This window comes from Niveispirillum sp. SYP-B3756 (genome assembly GCF_009495745.1).
Taxonomy (GTDB): Bacteria; Pseudomonadota; Alphaproteobacteria; order Azospirillales; family Azospirillaceae; genus Niveispirillum.
The window spans coordinates 538,975-552,567 of record NZ_WIDQ01000002.1 but is presented as its reverse complement, the minus strand read 5'-3'; the positions used below and the strand labels follow the sequence as shown (position 1 = coordinate 552,567).

The following is a 13,593-nucleotide window of genomic DNA, read 5'->3' as shown; positions in this document are numbered from 1 at the left end:
CAAACAAATCAAACAGGTTCAGGGAGGTTGCCGTGCCAGATGATCTTGCGTCCCAACCCAAACCCGGGGAGGCCCGTTGCCCCGGCACGTCGTGGAACGACCTGATGGATACGGACACGCGGCCCGTGCCCGACTTTCTGCGCCAGGAAAATTACCACTATATGGGCAGCGAACCGCTGAAGGCCGAGCGCTATACCAGCCCGGAATTCTTCCGCCGCGAACTGGACAAAATGTGGCCCCGCGTCTGGCAGTTCGCGGCACGGGAGGAGGATCTCCCCGAGCCCGGCGATTTCGCGCTCTATGAGAATGCCGGCCGTTCCTATCTGGTAACCCGTCAGCCGGACGGTTCCGTCCGCGCCTTCCACAATGTCTGCCTGCATCGCGGGCGCAAGCTGCGGCTGGAAGGCGGATCGGCGGCGGAGTTCAAATGCCCCTTCCACGGCTTTTCCTGGAACACCAATGGCAGTTTGAAGAACATCCCCTGCCGCTGGGACTTCCCTCACCTGAAGGAGGAGAAGATGGCCCTGCCAGAGGCGCAGGTTGGCCGCTGGGCGGGTTACATCTTCATCCGCGAAGCGGCAGAAGGCCCCAGCCTGGAAGAGTACCTGGCCCCCCTGCCCGACTTCTTCAAACGCTGGCGGCATGAGGAATGCACGACCGTCATCTGGGTTGGCAAGGTGGTGAATGCCAATTGGAAGGTGGTGGCGGAAGCCTTCATGGAGGCCTGGCACACGATCGAAACGCACCCGCAGATTCTGCCCTTCACCGGCGACGCCAACACGCAATACAGCACCTATGGCGACCATGTGAATGCGGCGCTGACGCCCTTTGCCGTCATGTCCCCGCATATCGATCCCAAGGGCAAACCCCAGCAATGGATCGTGGATGAATTCCTGAAATATAATGGCCGGGCCGGCGGTACCGACATGTCGGTGCAGGTCCCGGACGGCATGAGCGCGCGGCGCGCCATGGCCGCCGCCAATCGGGAGAAGTATCAGGCCGACAGCGGCTATGATCACAGCCATGTGACCGACGCCGAATTGCTGGACGCCTTTGTTTACAATGTCTTCCCCAATTTCGCGCCCTGGGGCGGGTTCATGCCCAATATCGTCTATCGCTGGCGCCCCTGGCCGGATCAGGACAAGACCTTGATGGAGGTGCGCATCCTGGTCCGCCTGCCAGCCGATGCGCCGAAACCGCCGCCGGTGGAAATGAACTTCCTGGGCCCGGACCAGCCCTGGACCGATGCCAAGGAACTGGGCGTGCTGGGCGACGTGTTTCAGCAGGATATGGAAAACCTGCCCTTCGTCCAGGACGGGCTGAAATGTTCCAAGAATGGCGAGGTGCAATTGGGCAATTACCAGGAAATCCGGGTGCGGCACCTGCACGCCACGCTGGATAAATATCTGGCGGATTGACCGGGTCAATAAAGCGGGGCGGCACCGGATGGGCCGCCCCGCTTCATTCAGCCACGGGCCGCGGCGACCGCGGCCGTGACGGCAGCACTGTTGTAGTAATAAGGCTTGATCAAAGACACCCGCCCGTCATCGGCGAAATGAAACACCTCCACCAGTTCCAGCGGATTGCCGGCCGGCGGCACCAGTTCCAGCAGATAGACAACATTGTTACCGGCGGCCATCTTGTTCTTCACTGCGATGGTGGCCTGGCCCAGCGAGGTGCCCAGCACCTTGGCATACAGGTCGCGCAAGGCCCCTTTGCCGGTATAGGTGCCGGCAAAGGGCAAGGTTTCAGCTTCCGTAATCACCAGATCATCGCACAGCATGGTTTCGGCCAGCGGCCAGTTACCGCTGGCTGTGGCGGCATAGAGCGCCTCTGTGGTGGCCAGATTGCGGGCGGCTGCGTCTGTATGGGTCACCTGTTCCTCCATGAAGGGATGGCAACGGGCGGGCACCATGCTCCCCCCAAAACCATCGTTATGATTTATGATTCGTTAGTCATTAACGCGGACCCTCACCCTTCTGTCAAGCCCCGCCGACGGCCATCCGGCACGCCATTCACCACCCTAAATCCGCCCTGTGGTGACGGGGAATTCAGCGGTGAAAAAGCGAAGGTGGATTGACGCCGGTTCAGGGCACGAATATAGTGATTAATGACTCACAAATCATCATTTCAAGCGGGAATGCACAAAGCGCCTGCCACACCGGAACCGGTGCCCCGCCCAAAGAGTCGCTGCAAACAAGCCCACAAAAAAAGACATCCACAGGGAGGATATCGATCATGGCTTGCGCACCCACCTTGCGTTCTACCCTGCTGGCGGCTGCCGCCCTGGTGCTGACCGGCACCAGCACCCCGCCAGCCCTGGCGCAGGCCGCCGGGGACGCATCCGGCACCCAGGTTGACGCGCTGGAAGAGATTGTCGTCACGGCCCGTCGCCGGTCTGAAACCCTGCAGGAGACGCCGCTGGCCATCACGGCCATCACGCCCGCCCAGTTGGAAAGCAAGGCGACGCTGAATATCGGCGACCTGATGGGGTCGGCCCCCAATGTGCTGATCACGCAGCAGAATTCCGGTGCCGCCGCCGCCAATGTCTCCATCCGCGGCCTGTCCTTTGCGGATGTGGAGAAATCCTTTGACCCGACCGTGGCCATCGTCGTCGATGGCATCTTCATTGGCACCAGCACCGGCGCCTTCCTGGATTTCTTCGATATTGACAGTATCGAGGTGCTGCGCGGCCCGCAGGGCACCCTGTTCGGGCGCAACACCATCGGCGGTGTGATCAATATCCGCCGGTCGCGCCCGACGGGGGAGAATGGCGGCAAGCTGGAAGTCAGCTATGGCAAGTTCAATACCTGGGCCACCCGCGCCATCCTGAACGCCAACCTGATCCCGGACAAGCTGGCCGCCAAGTTCTTCTATTTCCACAATGAAAGCGACGGCTATTACCGTAACGGCATCACCGGCAAGCGGGTTGGCGGCAATAATAACGAGAATTTCGGCGCCAGCTTCCTGCTAACCCCGACGGATAATTTCGAAGCCCTGCTGACCCTGGAAAAACAGGTGCAGGATTTCGATCCGGTCAATTCCAATATCTCCAAGACGGGGGAGGTATTCTGTTCTTTCGCCCCGGCGCGCGAATGCAACCGCAATACCAGGGATGACCTTTATACGGTCTTCAACAGCCCGGCCCATTCCAACTATAAATCCCCGGCAGCCACGCTGGAGATGAACCTGGATACGGACGGGATCGACCTTACCTCAGTCACCGGCTATCGCACTTCCGACGAGGCGCAGACGCAGGATTTCGACGCCTCGTCGGCCGATCTCTACTATACCAACCGCATTCAGGATTACTGGCAGTTCAGCCAGGAACTGCGGGGTGCCGGCAAACTGACCGACAGTTTCGACTATGTGGTCGGTGGCTTCTATTATGAAAGCAAGTTCAACCTGTTCCAGGCGACCCGGCTGTTCGGCGCCGTCAATCCGGGGGCTGACCAGTATAATACCGGCCGTGCCAAATCCTACGCCCTGTTCGGTGACTTCAACTGGAAGTTCGCGGACCAGTGGCGCCTGTCGGGCGGTGGCCGTTGGACGAAGGATCAGAAGCAGCAGATCAACCGCGTCGGCACCGCCCAGTATCCCAACTCAAAATATAGCGGCAGCAAATTCACGCCCAAGATCGTGCTGGATTACCGCCCGGACGAAAATAACATGCTCTATACGTCCTGGTCGCGTGGCTATCGTTCCGGCGGCTTCTCCAGCCGGGGTCAGACGCTGCTTTCCTCCACCACGCCCTTTGGCCCGGAAACGGTGGACAGCTACGAGGCGGGGTTCAAAAGCGCGCTGTTGAATAACCGCCTGCAGGTCAATCTGGCGGCCTACCTGTCCAATTACAGCGACCTGCAGCAGAACACCACCATTCCCACCACCGTCGGCACCGGCAATGAAACCATTGTCACCAATGTCGGCAAGGCCAAGATCAAGGGGCTGGAACTGGATGTCACCGCCCGCGTCACCCATGATTTGAAGGTCACGGCCTCGCTGGGCCTGCAAAAGAGCAATTTCGACGGCTTCATCACCACAGCCCCCAATGCCGCCGGCAAGCTGGTGAAGTTCGACTATTCCGACGTGAACATGATCTATTCGCCGGATGTCACCGGCTCCCTGACGGCGGAATATACGGTGCCGCTGGAAGCCGGCGATCTGGTCTTCAGCGGCAGCTATCGTTACGTCGCCCCCTATGATCAGCAGATTTCGCTGGGGCCGACGCAGGTGGATGCGTCGGGCAATGTCAAGGTTCTCTCCAACGATCCGCGCGTGCGCTCAGACGCGCAGAACCTGTTCGACGCCTCGGCGACGATGAAATTCGACGTCGGCGACAACAAGGCCAAGGTCACGCTCTATGGCCGCAACCTGTTCGATGATCGCGGCCCCAACGCCGCCTTCACCGTCGCCGGTCTCTGGTCCTTCTCCTCCGGGCGTGAGCCGCGGACCTTCGGCATCCAGCTCGGGTACGAGTTCTGATGCCGGCCCCGGCCAGCCCACTCGGCTGGCCGGGACATTTTCTTGCAAGCGGGGAGCTTGTTCCATGAATGTCAACCGACGCATCACCTTGCGTGCCCATCCAAAGGGCCATCCCAAACCGGATGATTTCGCCCTGATCGAGGCGCCGGTTCCTGAACCGGGGCCGGGCCAGATGCGGGTGCGCAACCTTTACTTCTCCATGGAGCCGGCCATTCGCGGCTGGCTGGATGGCAAGGATAATTACTTTCAGGCCATCCCCCTGGGCGGCGTCATCCGCGGCCCCTCCCTGGGTGTGGTGGAACAATCCAACCTGGCGGGGTTCACGCCCGGCGATTACGTCTGGGGCCTGACCCATTGGGAAGAATATTCAATCCTGTCGGCCGAGACGATCCTGCTGGAACGGCTGACGGTCAGCCCGGATATTCCGCTGTCGCATTATGTCGGCGCGCTGGGACCGTCCGGATTGACCGCCTATGTCGGGCTGCATGATATCGGGCGGATCAAGGCGGGCGATACAGTCGTCATCTCGGCTGCCGCCGGGGCGGTGGGCAGTGTGGCAGGGCAAATCGCCCGGCTGCGCGGGGCCCGGGTGGTGGGGCTGGCCGGCTCGGCGGAAAAGGCGGCGATCCTGACCGACCGGCTGGGCTTCCACGCCGCCATCAATTACCGCGCGGTGGATGATCTGCGGGCCGCCATTGCCGATACCTGCCCCACCGGGGTCGATGTCTATTTCGATAATGTCGGCGGGCGCACCCTGGATGCGCTGCTGCCGAACATGCGGGATTTCGGACGCATCATCTGCTGTGGCATGATTTCCGATTATAACAACCAAGCCAGCCCCACGCCCGTGCACAATCTGTGGCAGGTGGTGGCCAAGCAATTGACCATGCGGGGTTTTCTGCTGTTCTCTCACACAGACAGCCTGCCCCAGGCCCGGCACGATCTGCACCAATGGGCAGCAGATGAAAAGCTGGTGGCGCTGGAGAATGTCACCCGCGGCATCGCCCACGCGCCGGATAGTTTCTGCCGCCTGATGGCAGGGGAAACGGTCGGGAAAACCGTGCTGGCGCTGGATTGGCCGGATTGAACGACAAAGGGGCACGGGTTATCCGCCGGTGCCCCTGCTCCTTCAGTTTTAGCTGATGGGCCGTCCATAAATTTACTTTTCTTTTACAGCTCCTTAACCGTCATTCCCGCCTTCGCGGGAATGACGGTGGTGGATAGACAAGGTTTCGAAAAGCACCACAACTTCCTGGACAGTTACTCACCGGCTGGTATAGCCGCCATCAATCACCAGTTCCGACCCGACCATATAGCTGGAGGCCGGCGAGGCCAGGAACAGCACGCCGGCGGCGATTTCCGCCGGTGTGGCTTGGCGGCCGATCGGGTGCATGGCATTGACCGCCTGTGTGGCCTGTTCCAGCGATGCCATCGCCCCCAGTTCCACATAACGGTGGATGATATCCTGCATCATGGCAGTCCCCACCGCCCCCGGATGGACGGAGTTCACCCGGATCGGATAGCCCAGCGCACAAAATTCCAGCGCGGCCGATTTGCTCAGCATCAGCACGGCAGCCTTGGAGGTGCAATAGGCCGCGTTGAACGGCGCCCCGCGCAAGCCCCCGACGGAGGAGATATTGATGATGGAGGCCCCGCCGGGACGGTCGGCCCCGGCATCGCGCAGCAATGGCAGGGCCGCCTGGATGCCCAGCAGCGTGCCCTCCACATTCACCGCCTGACAGCGACGCCATTGCTCCAGGCTGGTCTCCGCGATGCTGGCCACCAGTGAAATGCCGGCATTATTGACCAGCACATCCAGCCGCCCATGCCGTTGGCGGATATTCTGCATCAGCCGGGACCAGGCATCCGGATCGCAGACATCCAGCACCGCCTGTTCACCGGCAACCGGGGCGGCGTCGGCGGGCCAGTGCCGGTCGGCCGCCACGACATGCGCGCCGGCGGCGGACAGGGCGGTGCAGATGGCCCGGCCGATACCGCCGCCCGCCCCGGTCACCAGGGCAACAGCCCCTTTCAGTTCGTCGCTCATGCTCTGCTGTCCCCCTATTGCGCTGTCCAGCCGCCATCAACCACCAGTTCCGCACCGGTCAGATAACTGGCGTCGGTGCTGGCCAGAAAGGCGATAGCGGCGGCAATCTCCTCTGGCTGGGCCAGACGTTTCACCGGCGTCATGGCGGCGATCCCGTCCAGCAGATCCTGTGCCCGGGCCGCCTTGCCCTGATCGACCCAGCGCTGCATCCCGACATGCAGCAGCGGCGTTTCCACAAAGCCGGGATGAATGGAATTGACCCGGATAGGCTTGCCCGCCTGGGCGAATTCAATGGCCACCGCCTTGCTGAACAGGCGCACCGCCCCCTTGCTGGTATTATAGGCGGAGGTCTCGGCAAAGCCGACCAGCCCCATGATGGAGGCGACATTGATCACGCTGGCGCCCCCGCGCCGCCCGGCCCCACCAGCCGCCAGAGCGGCCGTGAAGCTGCGCACGCCCAGGAACACACTGTCGACATTGACGCGCATCAACCGGTGCCAGGCGGCAAGGTCCAGCTGATCCACCGGCCCCACCAGATCGGTCCCGGCATTATTGACCAACACATCCAGGCTGCCCCAGCGGCTTTCCACCCAGCCGCGCGCCCGTTCCCAATCCGCCTCCGCCGTCACATCCAGCGGCAGATAGCGGGCGGCCGGCCCCAGGCGGTCCAGCACCTGCCCCACCAGGGGATCATCGGGCGGCGACAGGTCGGTGACCAGCACCTGTGCCCCTTCCGCCGCCAGCCGCACCGCCGTGGCCAGCCCGATCCCGCGCAGGGCACCGGTCACCAGGGTACGGGCATCCTGCAATCCACGCTCAACCATGCTGCCCCCCGCTCACTGCGCCCACATGCCGCCATCGACATAGAGTTCAATACCGGTGACATAGCGGCTTTCATCGGAGGCCAGGAACAGCACCGCATTGGCGATATCATCCGGCTCCCCCATGCGCCGCAGCGGCACGGCGGCCAGCAGCGCATCCTTCACCGCTTCGGCGCTGACAGAGGCCTGCATCATCATGTTGGTCCAGATCATGCCCGGATGGATGGAGTTGCAGCGGATCTGGTCGGGCGCCCCCTCGATGGCGATGGTCTTGGTCATGGACCGCACCCCGCCCTTGGCCGCCGCATAGGCGGACAGGCCCTGGATGCCCAGCGTGCCAGCGATGGAAGAGAGATTGATGATCGACCCCGCCCCCGACCGGCGCAGCAGCGGGAAGGCCGCCTTCACCCCCAGGAAGGAACCCACCAGATTGACATCCAACTGCCGCTGGAACTCCTTGGGCGTGGTGTCATCCAGGCTCTTGGTCAGGTGGATACCGGCATTGTTGACCAGCACATCCAGGCGACCAAAGGCCTTTTCGGTCTCGTTGATGACCTGGGCCCACTCTTCCTCCGACACCACATCATGGCGCAGATGGATGGCCTCACCGCCCGCCTGCCGGATGGCAGCGGCACATAGCTCGGCCCCCGCCTCCTCCCGGTCTGTCACCACCAGCCGCGCCCCTTCGGCCGCCAGACGCAACGCCGTGGCATAGCCCAGGCCGGGGTTGGAAGCGGCACCGGTGACAAGGGCCACCTTGCCCTGCATTCGACCCATTTCAATCCTCCCGTTTTTGCAACAGCCGGTCGGCGGGCATGGCCAGGACCGGGAAAAATCCCCCCGCCCAGCAAACCCGTCTGACCGACCTTAATGAGATTTATGATTCATTAGTCATTATTTCGACCCAACCGGCCGGGGCTGTCAAGCGCCATCCGGCCGCCCTTTCGCTTTTCTGCAAAATCGCTGAAATGCCATCAAACCCGCCTTGACAAGGTCGGCGCGGATGATAACGATGATGAATGAATCATAAATCATTGCAGGTGATTATTCGGGCGGTCGGGTCCGCGCATTACCAACCTGCTTTGCACAATAGGGGGAGTTGAGATGACGGCGCTTGCGGAGCAGATCAACCGCTCGGTGGAAGCGATGCTCACCTATGTGGAGACACAAACCACCGATCAGGCCGCAGACATCCTGAAGGTTCCGGCCCGCGACTATCTGGACCCTGCCCGCTTTGAGCTTGAAATGGCGCGCATCTTCAAACGGCTGCCGCTGATGCTGGCCCTGTCGATCGAGCTGCCGAACCCCGGTGATTACAAGGCGATGGAGGTGATGGACATCCCCGTCCTGATCACCCGCGACCGCGCCGGGCAGGTCCATGCCATGCTGAATGTCTGCACCCATCGGGGTGCACCGCTGGTCAAAGCCGGCCAGGGAACGGCCAGCCGTTTCGTCTGTCCCTATCATGCCTGGACCTTCCAGAATGACGGGCGGCTGTTTGCCGTGGCAGAGAAAGCCAAGTTCGGGGAGGTGGAGAAGGATTGCCACCGGCTGAAACAGCTCCCCTGTCAGGAACTGGCCGGCATGATCTTCGTCATCCTGACGCCGGGGCTGGCGATGGATGTGAAATCCTATCTCGGCGGCATGTTGGATGATCTGGAAAGCCTGGATTTCAGCCATTGGCATTTCTGCGGCAACCGGGATATCCAGGGCGCCAACTGGAAGATTGCCTATGACGGCTATCTGGAGGGCTATCATTTCGCGGCGGCCCATCCGGAGACGGTGCATCCGCGCACCTTCTCCAACATCATGCATTTCGAAGGGTTCGGCCCGCATCTGCGCATCGGCTTCCCCCAGCGCAGCATCGGCAAGCTGCGCGATGTGCCGCGCGCCGACTGGCATCGGCACCAGAATGACGGCTATGATTTCGTCCGCACCCTGTTCCCCAATCTGTCGATCTTCGTGGCGCCGGAAATCGCCCAGATCGCCCTGCTGCTGCCGGGGCCGACGCCGGGACAGAACCGTACGATCCTGACCTACGCCACCCCCCGCCCCCCGGCCGATGAGGCGGAGCGGGAGAAGATGGCCATGATGGCCAGCTTCTTCGGCGATGTGACCAACCAGGAAGATTATGTGCTGGGCCTGTCCATCCAGAAAGGGCTGCAATCCGGCGCGCTAGACCATGTCACCTTTGGCCGCAATGAACGCGGCAACCAGTATTTCCACCGCTGGGTCGATCATTATCTGACAGATGATCCGGCCGCCCCGCCGCCCCGCCTCTGACAAAACCTATCAAGGACCGCAAATGACCATCGTGATCATGGCCACGCTGGACGTGGCCCCTGCCCTGCGCGCGCAATTCCTGACCGAAGCCGATCCCTTGATTGAAGAGGCGCTGGCGGAGGATGGTTGTGTCGAATATAGCTGGGGTGCCGACCATAAGAACCCCGCCCGGGTGAATGTCTTCGAGCAATGGCGCGACGAGGCCGCCCTGCGCGCCCATTTCGCGGCCCCCGCCTACAGCACCATGGTCGGGCTGCTGCAAAAGGCTGGCATGACGGCAGCGGACGCGCGCAAATATCGCGTCGATCTAATCGAACCCGTCTATGACCCACAGGGGCAGGCACGGGCCGATTTCTTTACCGCCTGAAACCGGGGACGCACCATGGAGATCAATGAACAGACCGCCGCCCTTATTTCTGGCGGTGGGTCCGGGCTGGGGGCGGCCACCGCCCGTGCGCTGGCGGCACGCGGGGTGAGGGTGGCGCTGCTGGATATCAATCCGGATGCGGCGGCAACGGTGGCGACGGAGATTGGCGGTATCGCCATCCGCTGCGACGTCACCAGCGCGGACAGTGCCGCGCAGGCGGTGGCAGAGGCGGCGGCCAGCCATGGCCCTGCCCGCATCGCCATCAACTGTGCCGGCATCGCCCCGCCGGCCAAGATCCTGGGCCGCGACGGTCCGCATGATCTGGACCTGTTCCGCCGCGTGATTGAGGTGAACCTGATCGGCAGCTTCAACATGCTGCGGCTGGCCGCCGCCGGCATGGCCGGATTGGACCCGGTGAATGATGATGGCGAACGGGGCGTCATCATCAATACCGCCTCCGTCGCCGCGTTCGAAGGGCAGGTGGGCCAGGCCGCCTATGCCGCGTCCAAGGGCGGGGTCCATGCCCTGACCCTGCCCGCCGCGCGGGAACTGGCGCGCAGTGGCATCCGTGTGGCCACCATCGCCCCCGGCATTTTCCTGACGCCCATGCTGCTGGGCCTGCCGCAGGATGCCCAGGACAGCCTGGGCAAACAGGTGCCCTTCCCCTCCCGCCTGGGCAAGCCAGATGAATATGCGGCCCTGGCCCTGCATATCATCGCCAACAGCATGATCAATGGTGAAACCATCCGCCTGGACGGCGCCATCCGCATGGCCCCGCGATAAGGGGGTAATGACCCACGGGCTCTTATAATCAGAAGCAGATCACCCCCCGTTGATATGGGCCATACCGGGCGATCCGCCTTGCTGGCATCGCTGCTTGTCATGCCGGCCTGGATGACACCCTCCAGGCCGCCGCTGCCGCGATGGCCAGCGGCACGGCATAGATCAGGAACAGCAGGCCCCGGTCCGTGCCGATTTCCATCAGATAGCCCGCTGCAAGCGGCCCCAGAATGGCACCGCTGCGCCCCACGGCCATGGCGGTGCCGATGCCCGTGGTGCGGATTTCTGTGGGGTAAAGCTGGGCTGCCGTTGGGTAAAAGGCGTTGAAGCCACCCTGCACCAGCACCCCCAGCCCCAGGATCGTGGCAAAGGTGGCAGCAATGGGCATGGAAACCCAACCGAACAGCAGCATCAGCAGCGTGGCACTGCCCAGAAAGACGGGGATCAGCCGGTTCAGCGGCAGGCGCGTGGCCAGCAAGCCAATACCGGCACTGCCGATGAAGGCACCAATATTGAAGGTGGCACCGGCCATGATGGCCTGATCCAGCGCCAGACCGGCATTGACCGCGATGCGCGGAATCCAGCTGATCAGAAAATAAAGCCCGGCCCAGCCCATGGTCATGCCCAGCCACAAGGCGGGGGTGGAACGGGCCAGATGCCCTTCAAACAGGGCTGACAGCTTCACGCCGCGCTTCTCCGGCAGCGGCGGTGCCGCCGCCAGCGGTGGTTGGCCCAGCTTGACCAGCAACTGGTTCATCCGCTCCAGCCGGTCTGGTGCCGCCTGCTTGGCCAGGAACTGCAAGGATTCCGGCATCAACCAGGCCACCAGCGGCAGAATGAAAACCGACAGCAGGCCGGAACCGAAGAAAAGCGGCTTCCAGCCATAGGCCTGGATCAGCACGGCCGAGGCAAAGCCGGTGATGATGGCACCGATGGGCCAGCCCGCCTGCAGGAAAGCCACCCAGAAGCTGCGCAGTTTGGCGTTGGAGAATTCCGACGTGATGGACGCCATGGAGGCCAGGATGGCACCAATCCCCACCCCCGTCACCACGCGCCAGATCGCCAGCATCAGCATGTCATGTGTCGTGGCCGCCAGTAACATGCCGGTCCCGATCAGGCTGATGGCGATCAGCACCACCTTGCGCCGGCCGATCATGTCGGCCAGCGGCCCCATCAGCATGGAGCCGAAGGCCGTGCCCAACAGGCTGGCCGTCAACACGATGCCCAGCGCCCCATCCTTCAACCCCCATTCCTGGGCGATGACGGGGGCCGCATAGGTCAGCAGCACCACATCCACCCCGTCCAGCAGGTTCAGGACAAAGCAGAGCAGCACCACGGTCAGGCGCGTAAGCCCCATAGGGGCGGCTTCCAGGGCGGCGACGCGCGCCTGAAAGGCCGCACTGGCCCGGTCCATCACCGGGTCCGGCTTCTTCAACATTCTTTTCCTCCCTGATCCGCGCCTGGCCTTCTATCGGGCCATGTCGCAGGATTTATCCCAGCATTGCCTTGAAATCGGCCCCCATGTCATCGGCATTCGGTTCCATGCCGGTGAAAAGCCCGAAGGCGCCCACGGCCTGGAACAGGGCCATGCCGCCGCCATCCAGGGTACGGCAGCCGCGTTGCCGCGCCGCACGCAGCAAGGCGGTTTCGATGGGGAAATAAACGATCTCCGCCACCCAGAGGTCGGGACGCAGCAATTCCTCCCGCACAGGCAGGCCCGGATAATCGGCCATGCCGCGCGGGGTGGTGTTCACCAGCCCATGGGCGTGGGGAATGGCGGTATCAGGTGTTGATATGGCCTTGGCGCGGCCCTCACCGAACAGGCCGTTCAACCGGCTGGCCAGTTCTGCGGCGCGCTCCATCTGCACATCAAAGATGGACAACTGCTCCACACCCAGGCGCAGCAGCGCATAGCCAACAGCGGCCCCGGCCCCACCCGCTCCCAACTGCACCACATGGCGCAGATCGGCATCGGGCAGGCCGCGGCGGAACCCCTCCGCAAAGCCCCACCAGTCGGTATTGTGCCCCGTCTTGCGGCCATCCTTCAGGACGACGGTATTGACGGCACCGATGGCGGCTGCCTCCGGCGACAGCTCATCCAGCAGCGGGATGATAGCCTGCTTGCAGGGATGGGTGATGTTCAGACCGTTGAAACCGAAGCGCTCCGCCCCGGCCAGCAGGTCCGGCAGGTCTGAAACGTCAAGGCCCAGCGGCTTCAGATCGATCAGGCGATAAACATAACGCAGGCCCTGGCGGGCCCCTTCCTGTTCATGCATCCGGGGCGTCAGGGATGCCTGGATCCCCGATCCGATCAGGCCCGCGAGGATGGATTTCCCGCTCATGATGGGCTGTTCCCCCTTCGGTTGCCAAGAAAGCTGAGGGCGGCCAGATATCCGTCGGCCCCAAGGCCGCAGATGACACCCGTGGCCGCCAGCGACACATAGGAATGATGGCGGAACGCTTCCCGCCGGTGGATATTGGTCAGATGCACCTCCACCACCGGGATGGCGCAGGCCAGCAGCGCATCCATGATGGCGATGGAGCTGTGGGTATAGGCACCGGGATTGATGATGATCCCTGCCGCCTCTGTGCGGGCGGCATGGATCCAGTCAATCAGCACCCCTTCATGGTTGCTCTGCCGGCACAGCACCGACAGGCCCAGCGCCTGCCCGTGCTGACGACAGCTTTCTTCGATATCGGCCAGGGTGCGGTGGCCGTATTTTTCCGGCTCCCGCGTGCCCAGCAGATTGAGGTTGGGGCCGTTCAGGATGTGAACAGGCTTTCGTTCCACAGGGTCTGGCAAGTTTCCCCCT

The 13,593-nt window shown here is 62.8% G+C and carries 13 protein-coding genes; 6 read left to right on the top strand and 7 right to left on the bottom strand.

The features are described from left to right. Window positions 1-104 precede the first annotated feature (104 nt). On the top strand, window positions 105-1,418 hold the full coding sequence (locus GE253_RS06315; protein WP_153203272.1) for an aromatic ring-hydroxylating dioxygenase subunit alpha: 1,314 nt from the start codon (window positions 105-107) through the stop codon (window positions 1,416-1,418). Window positions 1,419-1,465: 47 nt separating this feature from the next. Here the strand turns inward: GE253_RS06315 and GE253_RS06310 are convergent, their stop codons facing one another. Next, window positions 1,466-1,915 (bottom strand): nuclear transport factor 2 family protein, encoded by a 450-nt coding sequence (locus GE253_RS06310; protein WP_153203271.1) that lies wholly within the window; start codon window positions 1,913-1,915, stop codon window positions 1,466-1,468. Between the two features lie 323 nt (window positions 1,916-2,238). Between GE253_RS06310 and GE253_RS06305 the strand changes: the two genes are divergently transcribed. Beyond that, complete coding sequence (locus GE253_RS06305) at window positions 2,239-4,482, top strand: TonB-dependent receptor (RefSeq protein WP_153203270.1); 2,244 nt, start codon at window positions 2,239-2,241, stop codon at window positions 4,480-4,482. Window positions 4,483-4,546: 64 nt separating this feature from the next. Further along, window positions 4,547-5,569 (top strand): NADP-dependent oxidoreductase, encoded by a 1,023-nt coding sequence (locus tag GE253_RS06300; protein ID WP_153203269.1) that lies wholly within the window; start codon window positions 4,547-4,549, stop codon window positions 5,567-5,569. Window positions 5,570-5,746: 177 nt separating this feature from the next. On the opposite strand, the gene GE253_RS06295 is transcribed toward GE253_RS06300, so the two are convergent. Genes GE253_RS06295 through GE253_RS06285 form a run of 3 tightly spaced genes read right to left on the bottom strand, consistent with a single transcriptional unit; the run spans window position 5,747 to window position 8,127 of the window. After that, window positions 5,747-6,529: an SDR family oxidoreductase gene (locus tag GE253_RS06295; RefSeq protein ID WP_153203268.1), complete on the bottom strand. Its 783-nt coding sequence runs from the start codon at window positions 6,527-6,529 to the stop codon at window positions 5,747-5,749. A 14-nt stretch (window positions 6,530-6,543) separates the two neighbouring features. After that, the gene (locus tag GE253_RS06290) at window positions 6,544-7,353 is read right to left on the bottom strand and encodes an SDR family oxidoreductase (RefSeq protein ID WP_153203267.1); all 810 of its coding nucleotides are present in this window, start codon (window positions 7,351-7,353) and stop codon (window positions 6,544-6,546) included. Between the two features lie 12 nt (window positions 7,354-7,365). Next, the gene (locus GE253_RS06285; protein ID WP_153203266.1) at window positions 7,366-8,127 is read right to left on the bottom strand and encodes an SDR family NAD(P)-dependent oxidoreductase; all 762 of its coding nucleotides are present in this window, start codon (window positions 8,125-8,127) and stop codon (window positions 7,366-7,368) included. Window positions 8,128-8,454: 327 nt separating this feature from the next. On the opposite strand from GE253_RS06285, the gene GE253_RS06280 reads away from it, so the two are divergent. From GE253_RS06280 to GE253_RS06270, 3 genes are read left to right on the top strand one after another with little or no spacing between them, the layout of a single operon-like run. Beyond that, entirely contained in the window at window positions 8,455-9,633 is a 1,179-nt protein-coding gene (locus tag GE253_RS06280) for an SRPBCC family protein (RefSeq protein ID WP_153203265.1), read from the top strand. A gap of 22 nt (window positions 9,634-9,655) precedes the next feature. Next, on the top strand, window positions 9,656-10,000 hold the full coding sequence (locus GE253_RS06275; RefSeq protein ID WP_173012528.1) for a putative quinol monooxygenase: 345 nt from the start codon (window positions 9,656-9,658) through the stop codon (window positions 9,998-10,000). A gap of 15 nt (window positions 10,001-10,015) precedes the next feature. Further along, window positions 10,016-10,783 carry an SDR family NAD(P)-dependent oxidoreductase gene (locus GE253_RS06270; protein ID WP_153203263.1) on the top strand — a complete coding sequence of 256 codons (768 nt, stop codon included), beginning with the start codon at window positions 10,016-10,018 and terminating at the stop codon, window positions 10,781-10,783. 97 nt (window positions 10,784-10,880) lie between these two features. On the opposite strand, the gene GE253_RS06265 is transcribed toward GE253_RS06270, so the two are convergent. Genes GE253_RS06265 through aroQ form a run of 3 tightly spaced genes read right to left on the bottom strand, consistent with a single transcriptional unit; the run spans window position 10,881 to window position 13,571 of the window. Continuing rightward, window positions 10,881-12,218 (bottom strand): MFS transporter, encoded by a 1,338-nt coding sequence (locus tag GE253_RS06265; protein ID WP_153203262.1) that lies wholly within the window; start codon window positions 12,216-12,218, stop codon window positions 10,881-10,883. A 52-nt stretch (window positions 12,219-12,270) separates the two neighbouring features. Then, the gene (locus tag GE253_RS06260) at window positions 12,271-13,122 is read right to left on the bottom strand and encodes a shikimate dehydrogenase (protein ID WP_153203261.1); all 852 of its coding nucleotides are present in this window, start codon (window positions 13,120-13,122) and stop codon (window positions 12,271-12,273) included. Beyond that, entirely contained in the window at window positions 13,119-13,571 is a 453-nt protein-coding gene (gene aroQ / locus GE253_RS06255; RefSeq protein ID WP_348770785.1) for a type II 3-dehydroquinate dehydratase, read from the bottom strand. Before aroQ ends, GE253_RS06260 begins: the two co-directional genes overlap by 4 nt. Window positions 13,572-13,593: the final 22 nt, after the last annotated feature.